This is a genomic window from Xylella taiwanensis (assembly GCF_013177435.1).
In the GTDB taxonomy this organism is placed as follows: Bacteria; Pseudomonadota; Gammaproteobacteria; order Xanthomonadales; family Xanthomonadaceae; genus Xylella; species Xylella taiwanensis.
This window is the reverse complement of the sequence record NZ_CP053627.1, coordinates 437846-460293: the sequence shown is the minus strand read 5'-3', so window position 1 is coordinate 460293 and position 22448 is coordinate 437846. Positions and strand designations below refer to the sequence as shown.

Genomic DNA, 22448 nt, shown 5'->3' with positions numbered 1-22448 from the left:
TTTATTTCCCTTTTGATTCCGATGCAGAGCCTTCAGTCGGCTTTTGTGATTCCGATACGGAGGCGTCATTGAATGACCAGCTTTTTGCTGGCGAGTGCTTAATATTGCCGTCGTAGTGCGGGCAACCTTCCACAGTCGCGTCTTTGATACATTTGTCCTTCTCCTGGCTGCATCCCGCAAGTGCGATAAAAGACAGGAAGGCTACGAGCGTAAATTTCCTCATCAAAGGCTCATTTTAGAACGACCAGCTTTGCATTATTACAATGACTTTGGCTGATCTTTGTTTACGAACGCAGCCACCTCATCATTCATGGCCGTCTCAGAACCGCCCTGCGTTGCACCTGCTAGGCTGTCACCTCCGAAGGTGTATTGCCCGGACACCCCGTTAGATCCTGTCTGCGTGCTGCCGGTATCGACGTTGCCGGCGTCTGTTCCAGATGCACCCATGTTGTTGCGGATTGCGGATGCAACCTTGCCGCCAGTAGTGTCTGCGATCCGCTCTTTAGCGGATGCAACCATGCTCCCAACCTTGTCTTTAGCGACTTGGCCCGCACCCTTGGCGAGATTCGCTCCCATGTCAGCAGCAAAGCGCCCTGTTGTACCCATCGCCGATATGAACCCGCTGCTGCCACCGGACGATGCACCGCTAGAATTGCCACCTGAACCAGAGCCACCGCCTGAACTGCCCGAGAACATGCCGCTACCGCTCGCCATGTTCTGCTGGGCCGACTGGAATGCGGCCTTGATAGCTGACGCCCCGCCTGCCGCGCTTGATGCACCAGCCATGATGGCAGCGCCGGCAGTGGCCGCAGCGCCGAGGGCAGCACCCGTACCGAAATTGCCAATGCCTGCCGTAGAGCCGCCACCGCCTACGATACTGGCAAACATCGGAGGAACCTTATTTACCAACACGAGCAGGATGATGGACACCACGAGCATGACCAGAAGTCCATTCATCGTGATCGTGCCTTTCGACATAGTTGCGTAATACTGGTCGATGAACGAATTACCGATGCCGATGATCAAGATCATTGCGAAGAGCTGCATACCGATGCCGAGCACCGTCTTGTAGTAACTGATCGCAATGTCGGAGGTCCACCGGCCGCCGCCGAAGCCGAGTAGGAAAACCGCTCCGTAGGATAGGATCCAACTCGACACCAACAGCAGAAGCATGTTTACACTGACCAAAGCTAGCACAACAAGAATCACGGCCAAGATGATAATGCCGGGGAAAGAGTCGACTGGCGACCAAACCGAGGACTTTTTAAAGACATTCGAGGCAATGTCAAAACCAATATCGACAATGCCGGACGGTGAGAGCGCGTTATCCAAGCCGGTGGCATTGGCGGCGATCTGCCGCAACGAATTGATAATCGAAGTTGCGATACCCGGACCATTGATTAGAATCCACCAGAAGAAGCAAGTTACTGCCAGGAACCGAATCGTCTCGGCAAGGAACTCCTGAATGTCGGCCTTGCGCAAGGCCATCATCCCGTACGTCCAAACCATGCTCAATAGCACGAGACTCCAAAACAGCCAGCTCGCGTAGCTGACCATCTTGGCTGACCAGGTATTAGCGACCTGGTAGAAATGGTCGAGAATGTTATCCATCAAGCCAGCGCTATCCACTGAAGTTTGCGCATGCGCCTGCACAGCAAACAGCAATAGCACCAATGCCAGCACTGGCATTACAGGGAGCTTCTTCATGAATATCCCCCTGAAGTTACCATTTTCGAATCGGGCTTTTAGTGAAATTACCCGACCTCAGCTGCGCATCGGCGGCGCTGCGGCAGTTCCCATCTCGCGTTACGAGGTCTGGGTCGGTCTTGCACTTTTCGAGCATGGCATTTCGCTCATCCTCGTGTTGCATGTAGTAATCGACGGAATGCACTGGCTTGCCGCAGGAGGCAAGCAGGAGGCAGCCTAAATATACACAGCCAATCGCTATAACTCGTTTCATGAATATCCCCCTGGAGTTACCATTTTCGAACCACACTTTTAGTGAAGCTGCCCGAACGGAATGCCTCAGCAGCAGCGGCTGTCAGTGCTGCTTTATCTGCATCATTGGATGCGCTCGTGGCGGCTGCTGTGGCCTGTGCGGCCAACATGCCCCTGATTTGCAAGAGCTGGTTGATTTGGACGCTGGCTAGTTGATGACCTGCCTGTAACGCCTGCATTTGCCCTTGCGCGCTCATTGCCTGGGATTGCAGTTTTTGGAGCGTCGCGGCATCGCTCGTGAGCGTCTGTTGCTGCTGATCGAGGCTTTTTAGCAAGGCATCGTTCGCGCGTTTCACGGCTTCCGCGTTGTTAGCCTGCGCGTCCTGTATGACTTGCAACTGCGACGACGGGCAACCCGCAGCCGTGAAGCACGGCAAAGTGCGGTAATAACCCACGTCCTGATAACGCGACAGATACGAATCAATGCCGCCCACCTGTTTTTTGTAGTAGCTCAAGGTGTCTTGCGCCGCCATAAGCTTGTTCATCACCTGGCTCGCTTGATCCCAAATGTAAGTGGCCGGTGCAACGGTGTTTTGCAGCATGTTTTGATACTGTTGTAACTGCGTCTGGTACTGCTGAATTTGCTTCTCGACAGCCGCAACTTGTTGCACGGCGCTGACGATATTTTGCGCCAGATTACTACTGTCGATAACCGGCATACTGGCTTGTATCGGCGGCGAGATACCCGCGAGCAGAACGACCGCTAGACCAGCGACTTTGATAGTTAACACGTTTTTCAAGAACGTTTTCATGGTCATGTCTCCTTGGCGTCAGTAATCAAAGGACTTGTACGGCTTCGTGAAATTGAGGTCCTTCACAATGATGATGTTGAAGCGATAGCCTGGGCGAATTGCGAGAGTCGGAGCGATGTTCAGATTCTTTGAGATCATCTGTGCCGTCACGTTGCCGAGCGGCTGACCGAGTGCCTGGCTCAACTCACTACTAGCGGTTGGCTGGCTGTAGACGCCACTGTTGTTTCTGTTTCGGTCCGTCGCATACGACGCAGCGGCCGTCACGCCTGACATGAGCAGTGCAGACCCGAAGATGCGTGCGTAATGATTGTTAACCTGATCGCGGAAACCAGCGTAGCCAGCATTGTCGGCACCGGGCATCGCACTAATGTCCAGTGCCTTACCATCGGGAAACACGAGACGTTGCCATGCAATGAGGATCGCACCTTGCCCATATGCGACGTTACTGTTGTACGTGCCGACTAGGCGCGTGCCTTGCGGAATGAGCAGATATTTTCCCGTTGCCGTGTCATACACGTCCTGGGCCACTTGGCCCATGATTTGTCCAGGCAAATCAGAGTTCACGCCGCTAATCATTACGCCGGGAATGACGCCGCCGGCACGAATCTCGAAGTTAGAACGCGGGGCTTGTATCTCTTGGTCGAACTTCCACCGATCGCCCTGCCCATTGTTCGCAAACTGTGACACATCCTTACTGCTGGACGATGCTGAGACCTGCAAGAGTTGCGGGCTACTGTCCGAGTCGCCACCACCGAGGTCCGCGCGAATCCTGGCCAACTGTGCTTGATAGGAACTTGTCGGATCCCCGCTTGCTGCGTTTGCGTCCATTTGCCGGCGCACGTTCGCAATCTGGGCAAGTATTTCCTCGCGCGATCACGAATGCCCGACTGATCGACTGCACACCAACATGAACCGTGATGCGGTACAGACTCATTGACTCAGGGGAATCAACCACGTCACTAAGGGGGAAGCCTGACTCTGAGGTGGCTGTGGCGAGTCCATTAGCAGTCGCTGCGGTCGCCGCAAATTTGGCAGGAGCAACCTGCGGCTGCGGGCTGTACTCCAAGACGGAATAGCCCTTGCCACGCAGGGAGGTCAGCAGGGCCGCACCGTAGTCGGCTGTTGAAAGTTGAACTGCGTATGCGCTGGTGGATACAGCGACACAAGCTGCGCCACCGTTGCATCGGCCATCATCTTATTGGCATCAAGCGAAGCCGCCGCATAGTTGCCATACGGACCTTGTGTTGCACAGCCGGCGATGCCTACCATTACGGCCATGACGACCGCGCTCATCATGAACTTGCGCATGGTTAGTTCTCCCTCGTGATCGTCACCTTGGCTTGGCTCGAACCGACGCCGGATACGAGGATCGCCTTGTCAAAGATCGTGTCTACGATGTAGCGGTTGTCTTGAACACGGTAGTTCACCATCTGCGTTTCCGCATCTGTGAACAGCCCTCCGTCCTTACGCACAACGAGCAGCGCCGGCGCTTCGCTTTGTTGCATCTTGGACGGCATTTCGATGATGGTCTTGCGACCATCGTTGTAACCGCGAACCGGCTTCCAACGAGCCGAACCAGTCAGCGTGTCATCGAAGTTGAGGTTCCCCAGGTATTCGCCGGTCTGCGGAATGGTATTGTCCTGACGTACCTTCGTTTCGCGAGCTTTAATTGCGTCCCACTTTGCCATTGCGTCCTCGGGGTACGTGAACGATACAAACGGCATGAGCTGCGTGCGGCTCGAACGCAGTCGGAAATGATACGTGCGCCGATCCGTGGTTAGTACGAGCGTCGTATCGAGGCCCACATCGAGCGGCTTCAAGATGAGATGCAGTACTTGTGATGCACCTGAGCCGGTGACAGCTGGCTCGACTGTATAGCGCGGATCACCAACGTTCATGCGGTTGACGTTTTCGCCAGACTGTAAAGCAATGTCGCAGACTTGCAGCACAGCACACATGATCGGATATTGCTTACCCGATAGGTACGGCCAGTTAATCGAACCATCAGAACCTTGGAACGATTGCACGTCCTGACCTTCCTGCCATTTTTTACCGATAGCAACAACCGCCTTTTCTTGCGGTGTCAACTTCGGCTCATTTTTAGAAAAATACTGATCAGCCAGTGGGTCAGTGCCGGGGGCTGCGATTACAGCCATCGGCACCAAGCCGAGAATCAGAGCAGAAATAAGAGTCTTTTTCATAGCAAGGCCCCAGGCTTAAAGTTGCTTCGACCAGTTGTAGTCTTTGACGAAAACGAAATGTGGGTTGCTGAACATCTGCTCCAACTTCATTTCCGTATCCTTGTTTTGGTAGATCGTCACGAGCACACGCATCATGTACGGCGCTTCCTTGAGTGAGCCATCACGCGCACGCACGGTCTCTTGCCAATCGATTTGCCAAGTGTCTTTGAGCACGATTTGCTCTCATGCATGCTCAGAATTGCCTCGGCAATCACGTTACGCTGCGCAGGAGTTGTCATCGCGCCATTCAAAGCAAGGATCGTGTCAATCCATTCCATTGCCCATGCACGATACGTGCGAGTATCAAGTCGCGACAACGGCGCGAAGGCCAGCTCGTCGGCATTTGATGCGATGCTGAAGTACCGACCACGCCCGGCTTTACATGTCGGGTACATCGACAGGCCCTTGTCGAAGGCGTAGATGCGCGCCCCTAGGTAACGACGCCACTGGAATGCCACCAAGCCCAGCTTGGTCGATTTGCCCGTTCAGGTTGGCCCGAAAATGATGGCGTGGCCGAGATCACACACATGCAAATTGATACGCATGTGAGAATTCCCGCTCGTGACACCATGCAGTAGGGGCGGAGCGTTCGGAGGGAAAAGCGACGATGGCGGGCGATTCTCACCTGTCCAAATGTGCTGGTCGGTAGCAGATCGGCCAAATTCATTGTATTCAGCAGCGGGCAACGCACATTCTCGACACCATGCCCCGGCAGAGAACCAAGATAGGCGTCCATCGTATTAATCGTCTCGACACGTGCGGTGAATGCCAACGCGTTGATTGCTTTTTCGAGTCTCAGGGCCGAGTGTTCTACTGCTCAGAATCAGGAAGTGATGATGCAGCAAGAACAAGGCGTGCTGAACACAAACAGCATCGACAAGGATGTTTTAGCCGCTAAAAAAGAGGTGCGCAAAACGTCTGAGTACACTACCGCCATACGAGCCCAAGAAGCCGTGTCGGTGCAACTCGTGCCTGGCAACATTACACCGGAAAAAGTATGGCTCGATTTGCCGTACAAGCAGAAGGAAGCCGCGAAACACGCCGCAGGCAATCTAGCTGATGGAAAGTGCGCTATTGATTGGGACAAGCAAGAGAAGCGGTGGTATGCAAGGTTGGGCGCTGACCTCGACAAGATCAAGCAATGGTTACCTAGTCATGAAGCGAAGGCAACGAATCTGGCAATTAAAAAGACTTGGCTTGCGGTTGTTTTCGAGCAACGAGATGCGGTCAAGGAAATCGCTGGAAAGCTTCCGAACGGTGAAAATGCGGTTGATTGGGATAAGGCGGCAAAATGTTGGTACGCAAATCCTGGGGCTGATCTGGACAAGTTGAAGCCGTGGATTGCCACGGAAGTCTCAAGTCGGCAACGTCCGGCGCTTTCCCCGGAGGAAGAATTTGCGGAGACGTTACGAAGCATGGGATGCCTCGTGAGAGGTGATCATCCCATCATGGACGCTAAGAAGCACCGTATTGAGGTCGAAGGAGACAGGAAGGGTGAGAAGGCTGGTTTTTATGTCGCTTACCTTGAGGGGCACCCGGCCGGCTATATCAAGAACAACCGTACTGGTAAGGTGCCGCGCAACGTGTCGTCAAGCAAATGGCCGACCTTGTGCCTGTTATCGTGCCGACGCCCTACCTCAAAGCTAAAGGCATCACGCCACAGACGGGTGTGTACACTGACCGCGATGGCCAGAAAACTTACACTCCGGGCATCGATTCGGATGGTAAGCAATGGACGATGCCATACATCCAAGAGGACGATACTAAGCAGTTTGCGAAGCGGAGTCGCAAGGAGGGTTGCTTTCATCCAATAGGTGGCCTTGATGCTATTGCAGCAGCACCCGTGATCGTCATCGGCGAGGGCTATCGCAGGCCTTGGGTTATGGAACAGTCGCCGCATTTGATTCTGGCAATCTCGAAGTCGTTGCCTGAGCAAACTGACAATCCGAAAGGCTTCACCGACTGCAACGATCTTGCCACCAAAAGCTCACTTGGCATCGAAGGTGTTGAACGTCAGGGGGGTGCGGCTGTTGGCAAGGCTATCGAGAAGCATCAAACACGTGCCCAGCAACAGACGCAGCAGCAGGAACGTCAACCGCGTCGGGTTCGCATGAGGTAGGAAATAACTAAGGCGTTCGAGAAGCGAAAATAATCAATGGAACATTTTCGTCGTTTTCACTGATACGGAAAACAACACTTTCTTGGGGAAAGGGGGGTTGAGGCGCAGTGGAACGGTAGATGCACTTAAGCCTGCATCTCGGCGTCGCCGCCGAAGGCAAATTTGTGCTGGTGCGGAAAGAAATCGACGCTCTGCGATGGGAAGTGACCGCCGAACAGTGAGTAATCAACAGCGCAATAAAGGCCCTTCCGGGCCTTTCTTCTATGCGGTTATGCAGCTTCCAATTTCACGTGAACACGCCGTCCGATGGCTGTGGCGATGTTCACCAAGGCATCCAATGAAAACCGCGAGATGCGACCGCGCAGTAAGTCGTTGATGTGTGGTTGGGTAACACCGCAATGCGTTGCAGCTTGCGATTGCTTCCAGTCGTTTGCCTCAATGACAGCTGCGATTTGCCGCATGAGTTCAGCCCTGGCACGAAGGTTCGCCGCTTGTTCCGGTGTGTCTGCCAATGCATCCCATACGCTGTTGAACGTTTCAATCTCGCTCATTTGGCACCTCTCATAAGTTTGGTGTATCGCTTCTTGGCAAGCTTCACGTCGCGCTTGCTTGTGACTTGTGTCTTCTTTATGAAAAACATGTAAGACATAAACGGCATTGGCCAATCTTGCGGTGTAGACAACACGATAAGTGCCAGAGTCGTCCCACACTCGCCACTCTTCAACGCCATTGCCAATTGAAGGCATAGACTTGAAGTCTGCAGGCTGCTCACCCCGCTGCACCTTCTCCAGTGGGGGTTCGGGGAGCAGTGGAACAGTGAACCGACTTCAGCCTCATTGTTAAGCGGGAACCGCCGAAATTTCCGTCATCTCCACAGGCTTAACGTACGATTTTTTCCGTTTCATGAGCTGACCCCTTGATAGCACCACCGTATAACTCGCGCAGGAGCGCCTCCAACACTTCCAAGGCATCGTCTTGCGCCGTGGACTTCCAGACAATATGCCAATGCCGCCAAGGTGGCCACGTGGCGCGCTTGTAGCAAGCGCAAGATCGCACTGACTTTGCAGCACCCGCGAATCGCGCAAGAGCAGCGACTCGGGTCGCTGGAATACGCGCTGCCGCAGGCAGCTGAATACCCAACTCGCGTACCGAGTGGCGGCGTCGCAAGGTGTGGACCAGCAATGGACTGCTGATCATCACTGCTCCGGTACGCAGGCGATCCAGTTCCGAACTGGGACTACAGGGAGGAACCACCCACATGCTTTCCAGCCTGAGCTGCTGATCATGGCTGATACCTCGACCGAGGTAATCGCCAGAGCCGTTTTTCCATCCGGTTACGCAAGCGAGCAATAGACCGCTCGAGGGTACTGCTACCTGGGAGCAGCACTTTATGCGTGAGTCAACCAGCTAGTTGCGCGCTCGAACAGCACGCTGGGTCGGTCAGTGCCGGTCCAGCACAGCATATAAAGCCAACGGGTCAGACGGTATCCGACTTGGCGCTCGGTCATCTCGACGTAGCCGTAGCGAGTACGCATTTCTTTGATGTGCCGTAGTCGTTGGCGTTGATCATGATAGTTCGCTATACACTGGGCCGGATCGTCGAGTGCGAGCTGCCTGGCCAGTACGATCAGCACACTGGCCGGAATCTGAGTGGTGTCGTCGAGGAAGCGGCCAAGGAAACGTACCTTGGTCAGCTGCACAGCAAATCCCAGTCGATTGTGATCACCACGCTTGGCAGCGATAAACTGTCGGTCGTTATCGTCCAGATGAAAATATCGGGCCAGATCTATCGCCGTGGGTCCGGTTACGTACCGGCCGTCATCGACCCGTTGCTCAGCGGTGAGGCATTAGACGGGCATGGTGTGGACGCTAGGTCTATGGCCCTTGCACAAACGATCGTTTATGCAAGGGTGGCTGACGGATGGCGGCAAAGGGCTTGCGCGTTGCATAACGCAATTGGATAGCATGCCCCATAGGCAACAGGTTTTTGCAATAAATTAGCCGGTTACATTTTCGAGGTGATTGTCATGAAAACCACGCCGCTCGACCCGATCATTTCCGAGTTCGCCACCGAAGAACAGGCGGCCAGCTACGACCGTTGGTTCCGCGCCAAGGTCCAGGCAAGCCTGGACGATTCGCGCCCAAGCGTTCCACACGATCAAGTGATGGCTGAGATGGATGCGATCATCGCTGAAGCCGAGCAGCATCGTAAGCAAACATGACGTTGCCGCTTCACTGGCGTACATCCGCACGCGATGACTTGGCCTCGTTGATACGTTTCATCGCTTACGAAAATCCGCTTACCGCGCGGCGCATGAAAGTACTCATTGAAGCGTCCGTGTTACTAGCCTCCGCACATCCCTACATGTTCCGACCTGGCCGTGTACCAGGGACACGAGAGATCGTGGCCCACCCGAACTAGATCGTGATCTATCGTGTCGTGGTCGACTCCATTGAAGTCGTCAACGTCGTACATGCCCGGCAAGAATACCTCTGACCGCCATACGTATCGGCTACGCCCGTGTTTCCACCAAGGATCAAGACACCGCCGCTCAGATCGGTGCACTCACCTCAGCGGGATGCGAACTCATCTTCCAGGAGAAAGCTTCCAGCGGTCGATGGGAACGGCCCGAACTACACCAGCTGTTGGGTCAACTACACAAAGGTGATGTAGTGGTGGTCTGGAAACTAGATCGTCTGTCGCGCTCCTTGAAAGATGTGCTGACACTCATGGACAAAATCCAGCACGCCAGCACGGGATTTCAGAGTTTGACCGAAACGATCGATACCACCCCGCCGGCGGGGCGCATGATGATGCAAATGGTAGGGGCGTTTGCTGAATGTGAGCGCGCCATACTGCATGAGCGCACAAAACACGGACTGGATGCCGCAAGGAAAGACGGGCGTATTGGTGGACGTCGCCCCAAGCTCAAAGCTCCTCAAGCACTGGAAATCGTGCACTTGGTCCGCACTGGACAGAAAACGGCAGCGGATGCTGCCCGATTGTTCAATGTGCACCCAGCGACCGTATCACGGCTGCTTGCCCGGACCCACCAGATGCAGGCTGAAGTGCATCTACCGTTCCTCTGCGCCTCAAAACCCCAACTTTGTAAACAACCGACAACAGTAAAGAACCAAACTTCGTTCTTTACACCTTACGGTCTTCTCTAACACTGTCCCTGATTGCATCCTCAGGCCTGGTGACCCTAATAGCTACACAATCACAGCAGACACGGCATACCATCATCTGGAAAATGCTGGATGGTGATGGTGAAAACGGCCCTCAGGAACTGGGTGATGTGTTGCCTCAAATGCACCCAGATCTGGCGCCTTGCCCTCGAAAGGCTCACCGATATTCACTCCTGCATCAATCGCTGCACTTCCAGATGCAAGTCTTGCAAAGTGAATCGTCGGCAATTCCCCGTTGGGTTGACGAGGAGCGGTCAATTCATGAGGATCCAAACTTACAAAATCTCCTGAACGGACTTTTATAGGAAGCGTAAAATAATTCGATGAAATATCGTTGTCTGAGGCACTGCCAAGGTTAGCAATCTCGACTTTCCCACCATATCCAAGATTATTTCTCATGTAATGGCCATAACCTGGAACATTCGTCCTGTTATCAGACAACACTGACAACATATTGTAATTCGCTCTCTTATTTCCTATTGCGGTGTTATTGATCCAATTCTGACCGCCAACATGATGATTGGCATAAAATCCAGAAGAGCGGTTGCCGACCGCAAGCGAGAATTTCACTGTATGCCGAGGCACCGAGCGCGGATAGGGCTTTCCATTCGCTCCGTAACCACCTGCCTTGAAGCCGTTTCCGTCGCCTAACGCGTTAAAGTCAATATCGTAGCCATTGTAAAAAGCCCAGCAATTAACAATGCTCACCGGAGCATGAGCATTAATAAGATCAAACCCATCATCACTATTAAACCAAGCACGGCTTCCATAAATCATATTCCCTGTTCCAGAATCGGAGGAAGGATGAACACCGAATCCGTCGATATTACCGTTAGAGAATGCATCCAATCCCTTGTTGTTATAAACGTCGACATTGCGAACCACATTATTGCTTCCCGACACGAGATACCATCCGATCCCCATCCCATCATGAATTGACAATCGCTCGAATAGATTGTTGTTGCCACCCTGAACCCGTATCGCTTCCGACTGCGTATGTCTGCCAGCAATGGTGATCTGAACACCGACGATCTCGAATCCCCGGAAAACACAGCCATCACAACTGATCCGAAAGGCTGCAACACGTTTGTCTACTGGCTTGACCGACGAAAAATCGAACACCGGCACCTCTCTCTCATAAGCCACATAAGAAATATGGTCTTTCGTTATGTCGTTCACAACCACGTAGTTCGCATCAGCCGTAGAGACATTTTCTATCTTTAAGTGATAAATACCGCCCCTTAAATAGATAACATCACCGCTCGAAACTTTTTCCTGAGCCGCCATGAGCGTCGCCATTGGAGAGTCCAGTGTTCCGATGTTTTTATCAGATCCATCAGGAGCAATAAACATATCCTTTGCAAAGCCCTGTAATGGCCATTGCATGCAAATAGCAATTCCACACAGGAAAAAAAATCTTATGGAAAACAAAAAAAATGGATTCATTAGGAGCTTTAGCTATTTTCCAGGATGCCGCAGCATCAGATAAGAATTAGCACGATAACAATCAAACCAGCGCGGCCAAATGCTTAGCATCGATTTTTTTCTTATTTTTTCTGTTTCTGCAACACGCTATATTGCATTAATGGCGCTTTTATTATTGGCACACGGGATAATCACTACTCATCTATAGAAATGATGTCAAGATACATGAAGAAGCCTATTACATCATTTACCTCTTTACGCTTGTGCCGACTTGATCCTATTCAATCCTATTCACATTGGATACTAGTGTAAGGAGGCTAGTATGAACTAACACTAAAAACAGGGGCGAATAATCACGACACACGCGGTTCAGAAAGGCGGCAATGGGATATATACATCCATATTCTCGCGTCGTTTCCAATCACAAGAATAAAAGTTTGATCCCAATTCCACACACACAGCGAACAAGAGACTGGCGGGTGATATAATTGGTGCTCTCAACGCTGCCAAACCAGTAGTCTTCGCATGGATAGATGACTGCATCTCGGATGGCTATTTCATACCGCGTCACAACCTTCACGATACCAACGCTCTTGAACTGAAAGTGCGATGATTTCTTCACCTGTCGGCGGTACAGGCTTTTTGAACATCTCCGCAAGGTCTGTATCAAAAATCTTCGGTAGTACGGGATGCGTTCTCATTGTTTGCATCACTGTTGCTTTTGTAGAGATGTGAATGTGTCCAAGTAATGTCGATTATTACAAAGCGTTCATCACATGCTAACAATACATATTAAATGAACAAATTGCAGATGTCCGCTCATCGGTCCTTTGACGGACAGAGGCCTGAAAACCAAACATGGCATCGCCAACTTTACCAAGGCCAGGTCTGGCCTCTCGCAGAGGTACCGCCGTTCATCTCACTAGAGCGTACGTGAAACATATCGGACAGTATTTAAAGAACGCGAAGAAAAATCCGAAGCGCTGTGGCAGGATGCGCTCAGAGCATATGGCAACTGCCCTCTATACGCGACTGAATTTGTATGTCAGAAGTGATTTCTGCAATGGGTACGATACACGACATTGAACGCCTTCTTGCATTGCCTTGGCCAAAAAGTGAAAGCACCACAAAATGAATCCCATCACGTTAACTATTAAGATAACATCTCACCTTAACAATCTCAGATATTTCTTTTACATTTAATTAATTATTAAATTTCATAAACTAGATCTGTGTTTTCACCAGGACATTATGAAATGAAAACTATCAAATTAGCTCCGCTTTCATTATTCCTTTTTATACCAATCGCTTTTGCTGATTCTGGTATTGATGAACAGAATCCTGAGCAGAGATTCATCATAGATATACCCCGCTCTCCTCTTTCTACTCAGGAATCTGCAGAAAAGTATTGGACTGAGGAAAGAATACGTGCCGCAAAACCGAAGCGCATCGTACTCTCAGCAGAGGAAGCATCAAGAATGGAGACCGAAGCAAGATTCAAAAGCTCCATGTTGAATAATGAAGAAAAAGAAAAAACATTAGTCATAGAATCCTCCCCTGGGGGGGATGGCTCTCCTATCCCTAAGGGTGTCAAAGGCGTTGTTGAAGAAGCTGATGTAGACCAATACCCTTTCTCGAATGCGGGTATACTATATTTCACAGAAGCGAATGGAGTTGACAATGCTTGCACTGCTGAATTTGTCGGCAGCAATCGGGTTTTGATGACTGCGGCCCACTGCCTAGTGGATGACAATGGAAAATGGTATAAGAATATTGTATTCCATCCTCGTTCACGTGGAAAAAACAGGATTGAAATTTTAAAAACAGCTTGTAAAGGTGTTCCAGATGGTGCGGTAACGCAAACTGGAAGAGATTTGAGGAAAGATTACGGTTTTATTACTACATATAAAAAGAACCCTAGCTGGCTTGGATTGAGAAGTGGCGTACCTTACACAGAATGGGCAGCCATTGGTTATCCCATCAATTATGGGAATGCTCTTTACTTACAGAGAGTTTACGGTTTCAAAGGCACCACCTTTAGTGGCGTCTCTGATGGCATTGTTGAAATGAAAGATAATCCAATGGAAAATGGTTCAAGCGGTGGAGCTTGGATTGGTAAACTAAACAACAGTAAAAAACCCCGTGGGAATTATGTTATTGGTCTAAATTCATTTTTTTTCGGCGATGGTTCAACGTTTAGCCCTTATTTTAATAAAGATGTTTTTGATCTTTTAGATAAAGTAAAACAAGCCTGTAATATAGAATAATATTTCACGTTTGCAATCTGTAAGATGATGTACTCATCCTGCTAATGGTTAGTTACGTACCAGGATATGCGGCACGTATTGATGGGGGATGCTTCCTTTGCAGGGGCATCCCATCATATTGAAAAAGAGATTGATGGGTACGGCGACCTATTCATAAAACGGTCGTTTGACGGACACTCCACAGTGCCTCGTTTTGACGTTGAACCGCTTTATATTTAATACTGAATTTAATTAATCCGCATAATAATTGATGATTGTAAAATCACATGATGTTTTATCATCCGCATATCAATAAGATATCAGCCTATATGCCTCTAGGGCCACGAACGCAACACGGCTTTATGCATAGCGGATATTTTCAGAGGTGTGACTCATGGATATCGTGATTACTGGCATTCCGAAGACGCCTCCAAGATCGTCAATAAAGCCAGATAGCGGTTGGCCTCTATGTCCACCGCCTCCTGATCCACAGCCCGAACTTCGCAGGAGGCGGCGAGATTGTCGAACAGATCATTGCCGGTGAACATCCATGATGCTTGCTGAGCTGTGCCGCTTAGCGCTGAATATGGATGTGAGGTCTCACATTAGCTTGCCATGACACGCATAGGTTGGTAGAACCCGCTGAGTTCCAATTGTGAAATATGTTGCTTCAAAGCAAGCGCTGGGTTCCCAGCGCAGCGGAGAAAGATGCGGTAGCAGCCGCTCGTCGATGTTCTTGCCCGAATCACGGAGTGCTTGGACTGCCCGTTCCAGGTAGACCGTGTTCCACAGGATGATTGCTGCCACAACCAAGTGGAGGCCGCTCGCGCGGTAGCGCTGGTTCTCGAAACTGCGGTCACGGATTTCGCCGAAGCGATTGAGAAATACGGCGTGGGCCAGGGCGTTCTTGGCTTGCCCCTTGTTCAAGCCGATTTGCACGCGGCGGCGCAGTTCGAGGTTCTGCATCCAGTCGAGCGCAAAACAACGTGCACTCGATGCGCCGCAGTTCGCGCAAAACCACCGCTGGGCCGTTCTGGCGAGGATAGCTGCCGAGCTTTCTAAGCATGAGCGAGGTAGTCACCGTGCCCTGCTTGATCGAGGCGGTCAGCCGCAGGATTGCATCCCAACGGGTGCGAATGTTCTTCACGTTGACGTTACCGCCGATCAGGCCGGCGAGCGTCGGGTACTGTGTGGCTTCGCCATGGATATAAAGGCGCTTGTCGGACAGGGCGCGGATGCACGGGGCGCAGCGGAAGCCCAACAGGTGCATCATGATCGGTAAAGCCAGCCGTGTCGGTGTAGTGCTCCTCAATGCGCAGGTCGGATTCGTGATACAGCAGCCCATCCAGGACGTGGGTGGCGTCGCACACCGTAGCGTTGATGGCCTTGGTATGAAATGGCGTGTACTGGTCGGAGATATGGGTGTAGCACTGAACACCAGGTTCCTGGCCGTACTTCAGGTTCACCTGGCCGGCAACTTGGCCACGGCCGCCGGACTTAAAGTTCTGACCATCCGATGACGATGTAGTGCCATCACCCCAGTAGGATGCGAAGGGTTGACGGAACTGGGCGTTGACCAACTCGGCCAGATCAACCGAATAGGTTTTGTCGCGGATGTGCCACGCCTGCAACCACGTCAGCTTGGCGTAGGTCGCATTGGGGCAGAACTCGGCCAGCTTCGACAGACCCAAATTGATGGCATCGGCAAGGATGGTAGTCAGTAGCAGATACTGGTCTTCGACCGCCTCGCCGCTCTTGAGGCGCTTGAAGTGGCGACTGAAGCCGATCCAGCCATCGACTTCCAATAGCAGCTCGGTGATCTTCAGGTGCGGCAGCAGGCTGCACGCCTGCTGCATCAGCACCTCAGCCTCATCAGGCACGGCATTGTCCAGCGGAAAACTTGATTCGCTGGGTGCTGGTGATCGCCGCATTGGGCAGTTCGTTGGTAGCGACCAGCCGCTCCACTGTCTCCAGTTGCTCTTGCAGTACCGAAAGACGAGCTTCCAGGAACAGGTCGCAGTCGGTATCGACCGCCAGACCCAATTCCTGCGGGTCGTGCTGTGCCGCGAATCGTGGCGGCGGCACCAAGTAGTCCTCGAAGTCCTTGAACTGGCGCGATCCCTGCACCCAGATGTCGCCGGAGCGCAGTGAGTTCTTCAGTTCGGACAAAACGCACAGCTCATAGAAGCGCCGATGCAACCCATCATCCGTGCGCACCAGGTTTTCCCATCGCTTGCGCACGAAGGACGTGGGTGCGTCGTCTGGCACCTTGCGTGACTGACGGTCGTTCATCCCTTTGAGCACTGCGACGCCGGCCAGCAGTTCGCGCATTGCCAGCGCGGTCTTCATGGTCAGCGCGTCCAGCAGGGCCGGCGTGTAACGCCGGAGCTGGGTGAAGCCGTGGCCAACCAAGGACAGGAAATCGAAGTCTTCCGGCCTGGCGCGCGTTTCCGCTGCGGTAATACTTTCGCTGGATGCATCCCAGGGAATGATCGCCTCGATGGCAGCGAACGGATCGCCGCCCGACGGCTTGGCTTCCAGTAGGGCGCGACCGCTGAGTGAATACAGTCGCACCTTATCGTTGATCGCCCTGCCGGACTGCTGGAAGCGGTCGGCATGGTTGCGCGTGGCCTTGCTAAACAGCAAACCCATGAAACGGTCGTACAGGTCGATGATTTCGTCAATCAGCGTGGCGTGGGTGTCAAGGATCACCGCGACCCAGGTTGCATAGCGACGGTTCGGCTCCAGGTCGCACAGGTGCTGGGCTGTCATCTGTCCGCCCGCGGGCGAGCTTCCGATTCTGGTGAATGGCGTGTTCCAGACCTTCCAGCAGCGCCAGATCGCGGACGGTCTTCAGACGCTCCAAGTGGGCCAGCCCATGCTTGGGCTTCGGCGAACCGGGCGGTTGGCGTAGCCAGATCAGCCGCTGCCCTTCGTGCCCTCACGGATCGACAGCAGGCCGTCAAGCACGCGGCGCGGTGAGCGCTTCGTAGACTTGGCGCGTGCCACGATATCAGCGCATCGCTGCACACACGCTCGATGACATCGACGGTCGGAATGATGATACGTTGCTGCCGCAGCAACTCGACCAGCACTTGGGCCAGCTCGATACCACGGTCGGTCTGTTGAGCCAGCTCGGCGAGTTGGTGGACGAAGTGCCGATAGTCGGCGTCAGCTTCAGCCACGCCTGCAACTCCAACAGATGCTCGCGCCACGTTTCCGGGCGCTGCGCGTACTCCGGCCAGATATCTGGCTCGATGCACAACTGGCGGCTAACGATGTTCAGCAGAGAGGCGCGCGGCTCTGCATCAGTTGGCAGGGCAAAGCTGGGATAACGCAGATAGCACAACTGCACTGCGCAGCCGAGCCGGTTGTGACTGCCGCGACGCTGGCGGATCATCGACAGGTCGGATTCGGCACAGGTGTAATGCTGGATGCGTTCATCGTCAGTGGCTGGAAAAGCAAGCAGGCCGATGCGCTCCGTGGACGTCAGCAAATGACGGCGCGGCATGGTCAGTCGTCCTTTCTCAGGTATTGATACAGAGTTTCCCGACTGATGCCCAACTCGCGTGCAAGTGGTGTCTTCTTGTCGCCGGCAGCGACGCGACGCCGCAAATCGGCCACCCGCTTCGGCGCGAGCGCCTTTTTGCGGCCACGGTAGGCCCCGCGTTGCTTGGCGAGCGCGATGCCCTCGCGCTGGCACTCACGGATCAAGACGCGCTCAAACGCAGCGAATGCGCCCATCACCGAGCGCATCAAGTTCGCCATCGGCGAGTCCTCGCCCGTGAAGATCAGGCATTCCTTGACGCACTCAACGCGTACACCGCACTGGGTGAGCTTCTGTACCAGGTGGCGCAGGTCGTCGAGGTTGCGCGCTAGGCGATCCATGCGGTGCACCACCACCGTGTCGCCTTCGCGCACGAATGACAACAGGATGTCGAGCTGCGGCCGTTGGGTGTCCTTACCCGACGCCGTGTCGGTGAACACCTTATCTACCTGGACCTGTTCCAATTGCCGTTCCGGGTTCTGGTCGAAGCTGCTGACACGGACGTAACCGATACGATGCCCCTGCAATAGGCTTCTCAAACTGAAAGTGTCATGTATAAATCTTTGACCTTGCGCGGCACATGTCAAGAAAAGATAAACAAGGCCCTATTATGAGGCTTTTAAATGACTTATCCTGACATCCGGATATCGAGCTGATTAATTAAATCGCGTCACTGCTCTTTAATAGTGATGCTGTCGAGTCATGCGTTGACTTGTTCTGCAGTGAGTGCCATGACTATTTTTCTCTAATTTAAAATCCAAAACGGACCACAACGGGAATATGAATGTGACGATGACGGTAACCCGCACTGTGCACAGTCACTGCTTCTTTCAGGATGGCAATAAATTGATTAAGTGAATCATTGTCCAGCAGCGTTTGCGGTACATCGGGAGTTTCGATAATCAATTTCGAGCCATTCAGATAAAGATAGAAACGGTAATCAATAATCTCTTCAAACGCTTGATTTCCAGTGGCACCACCTCCGTATAAATGAAAGTTGCGTTCACGATCCATAGTCCATTGACGACGCAGCTTCATATCCAAATTCAGATCATTTTTATAAAGCAATCCATATTTCTCAATATCTTCCGCTGAGGGAATTTCATTGATAAACGGCATGTGATGTCCTTTGAGAGTTTAAATACATAGATGCAATACGTGTGATCCTGGGCAAAAGAATCCCTTTTTTTAAGAAACATTGCTATTTAAGAATCCCTCTGTTTTGTTGATCTCCTCACCTGGGTGATATACATGCCTGTGAAATCTTTGATGAAACCCAATGGCATTGGGTTTTATTAAATATCTCATGTCTCTATTTTCTTTGGTGGTGGTCTTTCTATTTCTCATGGACTAGGTATCGCTTGCTTTGAAGTATTTGAGCGGTGCCGGGCCGGTGGGCTGGGTGTGCAAACCGGCTGAGTGGTCTGCGGAGCTGCTGTGACTTCGATATATCCCAAGTGGGCAAAGCCGGTGTGCGGGAGGAGGCCGCATGGCAAGCACTCCTTGACTTGTTGCGGCAGTGGCCGTAGTGAGATTGCCGCAGGCGATGTGACCCGCGGCGCTGTGGAGGCATGCATGAATAGGGTGGATGGGGAGAGATGGTCGCAACGCTGACGGTGTGGACAGTCCAGTTGGACAGCCAAGCAGCATTGATACGGGGAAACGCCACCGTTTGCAGGTAGATGCTCTCTTGGCTGGTCAGATGTGGCGATAGGGTGCGTTTAAGAAGTAGGCAAGCACTGGATAGCGGTGTTCTGGTGACGTTGTTAAAGGGTGAACCCAGGTGTACACGACAACACACCAAGAGGCGGCACATCAGTGCCGCACTTGGCCCTCACCGCGCACCACGAAGCGCTCTACCGTCAATGCCTCCAATCCCATTGGGCCATAGGCATGTAGCCGTGTGGTCGAGATACCGATCTCCGCGCCCAATCCCAGGGCGCCCCCATCGGAAAAACGCGAGGAGGCATTGACCATCACCACCGCCGCATGTAACGCCTGCACAAAGGTGTCGGCGTTCGCCCGATCACCAGTCACGATCACCTCGGTGTGGTCCGAACCGTAGCGGCGAATATGTTCAAGCGCCGCCTCAAGACTGGGGACAACACGCACCGCCAGGATTAAGTCGAGATACTCGGCGGCGTAATCGATTTCGCTGGCCAGTGCCACATCCGGAAGAAAGGCGCGGGTGGCTGGGTCACCACGCAGTTCGACACCATAGGCACGTAACGCCGCCGCCGCCGCGGGCAGGAAACGTGCGGCGATATCGGCATGCACCAGCAAGGTCTCCAGTGCATTGCATGCCGCAGGACGGGTGGTTTTTCCGTCGATCAGTAGACGCACCGCCACATCGATATCGGCAGAAGCATCGACAAACTGATGACACACGCCCTTGTAATGCTTGATCACCGGGACACGCGCATGTTCGGCAACAAAGCGAATCAAGCCCTCGCCACCACGCGGAATCACCAGGTCAATCACGTCGCTGAGCTGCACCAGCTCCAGCATGGTCTGGCGACGCACATCCTCGACCAGAATCAGCGCGGCTTCAGGCACTCCAGCCACACGCAATGCACGCTGCAATGCCGCGGCAATCGCACTATTGGATCGGATCGCCTCCGAACCACCACGCAAGATCACCCCATTGCCCGCTTTGATACACAGTGCAGCGGCATCGGCCGTTACATTGGGCCTGGCTTCGTAGATCATCGCAATGACGCCCAGCGGCACCCGTACTTTCTGCACACACAGGCCATTGGGACGCACGTCCTCCCGCGTCACCTGGCCCACCGGATCCGGCAACGCGGCAATGTCACGTAACGCATCGGCCATACCGGCGAGGCGTTTGGGATTCAGGGCAAGTCTGTCGAGCATGGCACTGCCGGCACCTTGGGTGCGGGCCGCCTCCAAATCGGATGCATTGGCCGTCAGGATTCCTCCAGCATCGGCCTCCAAGGCGGCGGCCATTGATTCAAGTAAGCGGCGCTTAGCATCCGAGGATAACGTGGCCAGCATTCGGGCGGCGTCGCGGCATTGCAAGGCAAGGTGTTTCATATGGGACATACGTGGGACCGTGACTAAAAGAGGAAAGATGTTGCGCGCCATACACCGCGCCCTGCATTCCAAGCATCGAACCGGGCCGTAGAACGCTCACGCACCTGACACCGGATGGGGCCGTGTTGTGCAAGCGTTCTTGCTGACATGGATCGCTCATGCGCGGCATCATCTCAGGCCGCTGAACGCAGTAAACAGATGCGTTGCACCGTGCCAGAACGTGTCATCTGCGGCAAGGCACCGTTTGCAGGCCGCATCGGACATTCTATTGAGGGGGATGAGATGTCGTTCACTGTCTCTTTCAGGGGAATCATCTCCTGACGAGGAGCGCTGTCATTGGACCGCGGCATCGCGCCCTTGGGAACACGGCAACCCGGACGGAAAGAGCACGCATGCGGTCTGTCTTCGCAAAGCTGGAGACAGCCCCTGCAGCAAAACATCACGAGATCCACAACACGCCGCTCAGAGGAGCACTAAATCATCGCGGTGGACAACATTCCCGCCATAGGTGTAGCCGAGCAACGCCTCGATATCGCGGGAATGGCAACCAGCCATGCGGCGCACATCCGCCGCCGAGTATTGGACGATACCGCGGGCCAGCAGCTGGACCTGGTCATCTGCGCCACGTGTACCCATCTGGACCATATCGCCACGGCGGAACTCACCTGCAGCACCACACACGCCGCCCGGAAGCAACGAAGCGCCCTGCTGTGCCAAGGCCATCGCCGCACCGGCATCAATGAAAATCACCCCCGGCTCCACCGGGGCGTGACGCAACCAATATTTACGCGCCGCAATGCGGGTACACCCTGCATGGATCCGCGTGCCGCAGAGCCGGTGTTGCGCCAGAGCGCGTACCACCTCAGCGCTGCGCCCATTAAACAAATACGTCTCAATGCCTGCCGCACCCGCTTTGGCCGCCGCCTCAAGTTTGGTACGCATGCCGCCGGTGCCGACACCACTGCCGCTGCCGCCCGCCATGGCGAGCACCTCGGGGGTCAACGCGCGGACCTCATTCAACGGCTGTGCATCAGGATGGCGGCGTGGGTCGGCGCTGTATAAACCGTCGATATCGGTGGCGATAAATAACGCTTCGGCATCGACCAGCGCAGCAACAATCGCCGCGAGGTTATCGTTGTCGCCCAGCTTCAGCTCGTCGACCGAAACGGTGTCGTTCTCATTGACCACTGGCAAGGCACCCAGCCGCAGTAATTCACGCAACGTCGCACGGGCATTCAGGTAGCGGCGGCGGTTACGCAGGTCGTCGTGGGTCAGCAACACCTGGGCCACTGGACGGTCGAAGAAGCGCTGCCATAGTTCGATGAGTTGCGCTTGGCCAAGGGCGGCCAACGCCTGGCGCGCCGCTAGGGCGCTCCCAGATTCGGCCAGACGCGGGATCACGGCGCGCCCGGCCGCGACCGCCCCAGAGGAGACGATCACCAGTTCACGCCCGACGGCCAGGTTGGCCGAGACGAAGTGTGCCAAACCCAGTGCAAAGCGCGGTGAGAGGCCGCCGCCATCAGCGGCGAGCAGACTGCTGCCCACTTTGAGGACGGCCCTGCGCCATACGGGGATCCGTTGTTCAGAGAAGCGAGATGCGGTGTGGGGATGGGTGTCGATCATGACGGGGCAGGCTCAACACACGTTCTGTGCATGCACGGTGAGCATGGGCATGGTGGTGGATGCGCCGCGAGCCGGAGCGCGGCGCCTCTGTCTTGCGGCCAAGGCACCGATGCGCTTGGATCCCTGGTCAGTGCTATGGCGATCTCCGAGGCGGTCACTCATCGGACGCCTCCCGTGCACGCATGCAGACAGACTGCACCAACGGTTCCCAACGGGCCTGCAACACATCCAAGCAACAGCGGGCGGCGGTGCCCA

The 22448-nt window shown here is 53.8% G+C and carries 20 protein-coding genes and 6 pseudogenes; 5 read left to right on the top strand and 21 right to left on the bottom strand.

Annotated features, from left to right (window positions below; genetic code table 11):
* Position 1: 1 nt before the first annotated feature.
* The 9 genes and pseudogenes from PLS229_RS01810 to PLS229_RS12640 form a co-directional block, all read right to left on the bottom strand.
* Complete coding sequence (locus PLS229_RS01810) at positions 2-223, bottom strand: hypothetical protein (RefSeq protein ID WP_038270739.1); 222 nt, start codon at positions 221-223, stop codon at positions 2-4.
* Positions 224-258: 35 nt separating this feature from the next.
* A complete protein-coding gene (gene trbL / locus PLS229_RS01805) occupies positions 259-1707 on the bottom strand; it encodes a P-type conjugative transfer protein TrbL (RefSeq protein ID WP_230428155.1) in 1449 nt (482 codons plus the stop codon).
* Between the two features lie 16 nt (positions 1708-1723).
* Positions 1724-1960, bottom strand: a complete 237-nt coding sequence (locus PLS229_RS01800) for an EexN family lipoprotein (protein ID WP_081755410.1) — start codon at positions 1958-1960, stop codon at positions 1724-1726.
* Positions 1961-1976: 16 nt separating this feature from the next.
* Entirely contained in the window at positions 1977-2750 is a 774-nt protein-coding gene (gene trbJ, locus PLS229_RS01795; RefSeq protein WP_038270743.1) for a P-type conjugative transfer protein TrbJ, read from the bottom strand.
* Positions 2751-2768: 18 nt separating this feature from the next.
* Positions 2769-3623, bottom strand: a pseudogene (locus tag PLS229_RS01790) (TrbI/VirB10 family protein); the annotation flags it as partial.
* 43 nt (positions 3624-3666) lie between these two features.
* Positions 3667-3840 (bottom strand): annotated as a pseudogene (locus PLS229_RS12650) (conjugal transfer protein TrbH); the annotation flags it as partial.
* 5 nt (positions 3841-3845) lie between these two features.
* Positions 3846-4058: a hypothetical protein gene (locus PLS229_RS12645; protein ID WP_230439323.1), complete on the bottom strand. Its 213-nt coding sequence runs from the start codon at positions 4056-4058 to the stop codon at positions 3846-3848.
* 2 nt (positions 4059-4060) lie between these two features.
* Complete coding sequence (gene trbG / locus PLS229_RS01780) at positions 4061-4951, bottom strand: P-type conjugative transfer protein TrbG (RefSeq protein ID WP_038270744.1); 891 nt, start codon at positions 4949-4951, stop codon at positions 4061-4063.
* A 15-nt stretch (positions 4952-4966) separates the two neighbouring features.
* A pseudogene (locus PLS229_RS12640) lies at positions 4967-5158 on the bottom strand (VirB8/TrbF family protein); the annotation flags it as partial.
* A 707-nt stretch (positions 5159-5865) separates the two neighbouring features.
* Between PLS229_RS12640 and PLS229_RS12095 the strand changes: the two are divergent.
* Positions 5866-7109, top strand: a pseudogene (locus tag PLS229_RS12095) (DUF5710 domain-containing protein); the annotation flags it as partial.
* Between the two features lie 269 nt (positions 7110-7378).
* On the opposite strand, the gene PLS229_RS01760 reads toward PLS229_RS12095, so the two are convergent.
* The 4 genes and pseudogenes from PLS229_RS01760 to PLS229_RS01745 form a co-directional block, all read right to left on the bottom strand.
* Complete coding sequence (locus PLS229_RS01760) at positions 7379-7660, bottom strand: helix-turn-helix domain-containing protein (protein WP_038270748.1); 282 nt, start codon at positions 7658-7660, stop codon at positions 7379-7381.
* A 126-nt stretch (positions 7661-7786) separates the two neighbouring features.
* Positions 7787-7855: pseudogene (locus tag PLS229_RS12090) on the bottom strand (type II toxin-antitoxin system RelE/ParE family toxin); the annotation flags it as partial.
* A 133-nt stretch (positions 7856-7988) separates the two neighbouring features.
* The gene (locus PLS229_RS01750; protein ID WP_038270750.1) at positions 7989-8369 is read right to left on the bottom strand and encodes a hypothetical protein; all 381 of its coding nucleotides are present in this window, start codon (positions 8367-8369) and stop codon (positions 7989-7991) included.
* Positions 8370-8497: 128 nt separating this feature from the next.
* Entirely contained in the window at positions 8498-8893 is a 396-nt protein-coding gene (locus tag PLS229_RS01745) for a DUF4158 domain-containing protein (RefSeq protein ID WP_230428271.1), read from the bottom strand.
* A 243-nt stretch (positions 8894-9136) separates the two neighbouring features.
* Here PLS229_RS01745 and relB point away from each other — a divergent pair, with 243 nt between their 5' ends.
* The 3 genes from relB (at position 9137) to PLS229_RS01730 (ending at position 10280) form a co-directional block, all read left to right on the top strand.
* Positions 9137-9331 (top strand): type II toxin-antitoxin system RelB family antitoxin, encoded by a 195-nt coding sequence (gene relB, locus PLS229_RS01740; protein WP_038270756.1) that lies wholly within the window; start codon positions 9137-9139, stop codon positions 9329-9331.
* The gene (locus PLS229_RS01735; RefSeq protein WP_200866186.1) at positions 9328-9531 is read left to right on the top strand and encodes a type II toxin-antitoxin system RelE/ParE family toxin; all 204 of its coding nucleotides are present in this window, start codon (positions 9328-9330) and stop codon (positions 9529-9531) included. The genes relB and PLS229_RS01735 overlap by 4 nt, the downstream gene beginning before the upstream one ends.
* A 65-nt stretch (positions 9532-9596) precedes the next feature.
* Entirely contained in the window at positions 9597-10280 is a 684-nt protein-coding gene (locus PLS229_RS01730) for a recombinase family protein (RefSeq protein ID WP_325065063.1), read from the top strand.
* A 72-nt stretch (positions 10281-10352) separates the two neighbouring features.
* Here PLS229_RS01730 and PLS229_RS01725 read toward each other — a convergent pair whose 3' ends face one another.
* Positions 10353-11744, bottom strand: a complete 1392-nt coding sequence (locus PLS229_RS01725; RefSeq protein WP_051482280.1) for a right-handed parallel beta-helix repeat-containing protein — start codon at positions 11742-11744, stop codon at positions 10353-10355.
* A 1235-nt stretch (positions 11745-12979) separates the two neighbouring features.
* On the opposite strand from PLS229_RS01725, the gene PLS229_RS01720 reads away from it, so the two are divergent.
* On the top strand, positions 12980-13990 hold the full coding sequence (locus PLS229_RS01720; protein WP_038270757.1) for a trypsin-like serine peptidase: 1011 nt from the start codon (positions 12980-12982) through the stop codon (positions 13988-13990).
* A 386-nt stretch (positions 13991-14376) separates the two neighbouring features.
* Here the strand turns inward: PLS229_RS01720 and PLS229_RS01715 are convergent, their stop codons facing one another.
* The 7 genes and pseudogenes from PLS229_RS01715 to PLS229_RS01685 all read right to left on the bottom strand — a co-directional run bounded on the left by PLS229_RS01715 (position 14377) and on the right by PLS229_RS01685 (position 22355).
* Positions 14377-14517: a hypothetical protein gene (locus tag PLS229_RS01715; RefSeq protein ID WP_160165149.1), complete on the bottom strand. Its 141-nt coding sequence runs from the start codon at positions 14515-14517 to the stop codon at positions 14377-14379.
* A 139-nt stretch (positions 14518-14656) separates the two neighbouring features.
* Positions 14657-17480: pseudogene (locus PLS229_RS01710) on the bottom strand (Tn3 family transposase); the annotation flags it as partial.
* A 2-nt stretch (positions 17481-17482) separates the two neighbouring features.
* Positions 17483-18043 (bottom strand): recombinase family protein, encoded by a 561-nt coding sequence (locus tag PLS229_RS01705; RefSeq protein WP_038270758.1) that lies wholly within the window; start codon positions 18041-18043, stop codon positions 17483-17485.
* A 223-nt stretch (positions 18044-18266) separates the two neighbouring features.
* Positions 18267-18635 (bottom strand): hypothetical protein, encoded by a 369-nt coding sequence (locus tag PLS229_RS01700; RefSeq protein WP_038270759.1) that lies wholly within the window; start codon positions 18633-18635, stop codon positions 18267-18269.
* A gap of 696 nt (positions 18636-19331) precedes the next feature.
* A complete protein-coding gene (locus PLS229_RS01695; protein ID WP_038270853.1) occupies positions 19332-20579 on the bottom strand; it encodes a glutamate-5-semialdehyde dehydrogenase in 1248 nt (415 codons plus the stop codon).
* 453 nt (positions 20580-21032) lie between these two features.
* Positions 21033-22193: a glutamate 5-kinase gene (gene proB / locus PLS229_RS01690; protein ID WP_038270760.1), complete on the bottom strand. Its 1161-nt coding sequence runs from the start codon at positions 22191-22193 to the stop codon at positions 21033-21035.
* A 12-nt stretch (positions 22194-22205) separates the two neighbouring features.
* On the bottom strand, positions 22206-22355 hold the full coding sequence (locus PLS229_RS01685) for a hypothetical protein (protein WP_160165150.1): 150 nt from the start codon (positions 22353-22355) through the stop codon (positions 22206-22208).
* Between the last annotated feature and the right edge of the window lie 93 nt (positions 22356-22448).

Coding starts and splice junctions, on each gene's coding strand:
- PLS229_RS01810 (WP_038270739.1), bottom strand. CDS start 223: ATGAGGAAATTTACGCTCGTAGCCTTCCTGTCTTTTATCGCACTTGCG.
- trbL (WP_230428155.1), bottom strand. CDS start 1,707: ATGAAGAAGCTCCCTGTAATGCCAGTGCTGGCATTGGTGCTATTGCTG.
- PLS229_RS01800 (WP_081755410.1), bottom strand. CDS start 1,960: ATGAAACGAGTTATAGCGATTGGCTGTGTATATTTAGGCTGCCTCCTG.
- trbJ (WP_038270743.1), bottom strand. CDS start 2,750: ATGAAAACGTTCTTGAAAAACGTGTTAACTATCAAAGTCGCTGGTCTA.
- PLS229_RS12645 (WP_230439323.1), bottom strand. CDS start 4,058: ATGCGCAAGTTCATGATGAGCGCGGTCGTCATGGCCGTAATGGTAGGC.
- trbG (WP_038270744.1), bottom strand. CDS start 4,951: ATGAAAAAGACTCTTATTTCTGCTCTGATTCTCGGCTTGGTGCCGATG.
- PLS229_RS01760 (WP_038270748.1), bottom strand. CDS start 7,660: ATGAGCGAGATTGAAACGTTCAACAGCGTATGGGATGCATTGGCAGAC.
- PLS229_RS01750 (WP_038270750.1), bottom strand. CDS start 8,369: ATGTGGGTGGTTCCTCCCTGTAGTCCCAGTTCGGAACTGGATCGCCTG.
- relB (WP_038270756.1), top strand. CDS start 9,137: ATGAAAACCACGCCGCTCGACCCGATCATTTCCGAGTTCGCCACCGAA.
- PLS229_RS01735 (WP_200866186.1), top strand. CDS start 9,328: ATGACGTTGCCGCTTCACTGGCGTACATCCGCACGCGATGACTTGGCC.
- PLS229_RS01725 (WP_051482280.1), bottom strand. CDS start 11,744: ATGAATCCATTTTTTTTGTTTTCCATAAGATTTTTTTTCCTGTGTGGA.
- PLS229_RS01720 (WP_038270757.1), top strand. CDS start 12,980: ATGAAAACTATCAAATTAGCTCCGCTTTCATTATTCCTTTTTATACCA.
- PLS229_RS01715 (WP_160165149.1), bottom strand. CDS start 14,517: ATGTTCACCGGCAATGATCTGTTCGACAATCTCGCCGCCTCCTGCGAA.
- PLS229_RS01700 (WP_038270759.1), bottom strand. CDS start 18,635: ATGCCGTTTATCAATGAAATTCCCTCAGCGGAAGATATTGAGAAATAT.
- PLS229_RS01695 (WP_038270853.1), bottom strand. CDS start 20,579: ATGTCCCATATGAAACACCTTGCCTTGCAATGCCGCGACGCCGCCCGA.
- proB (WP_038270760.1), bottom strand. CDS start 22,193: ATGATCGACACCCATCCCCACACCGCATCTCGCTTCTCTGAACAACGG.
- PLS229_RS01685 (WP_160165150.1), bottom strand. CDS start 22,355: ATGAGTGACCGCCTCGGAGATCGCCATAGCACTGACCAGGGATCCAAG.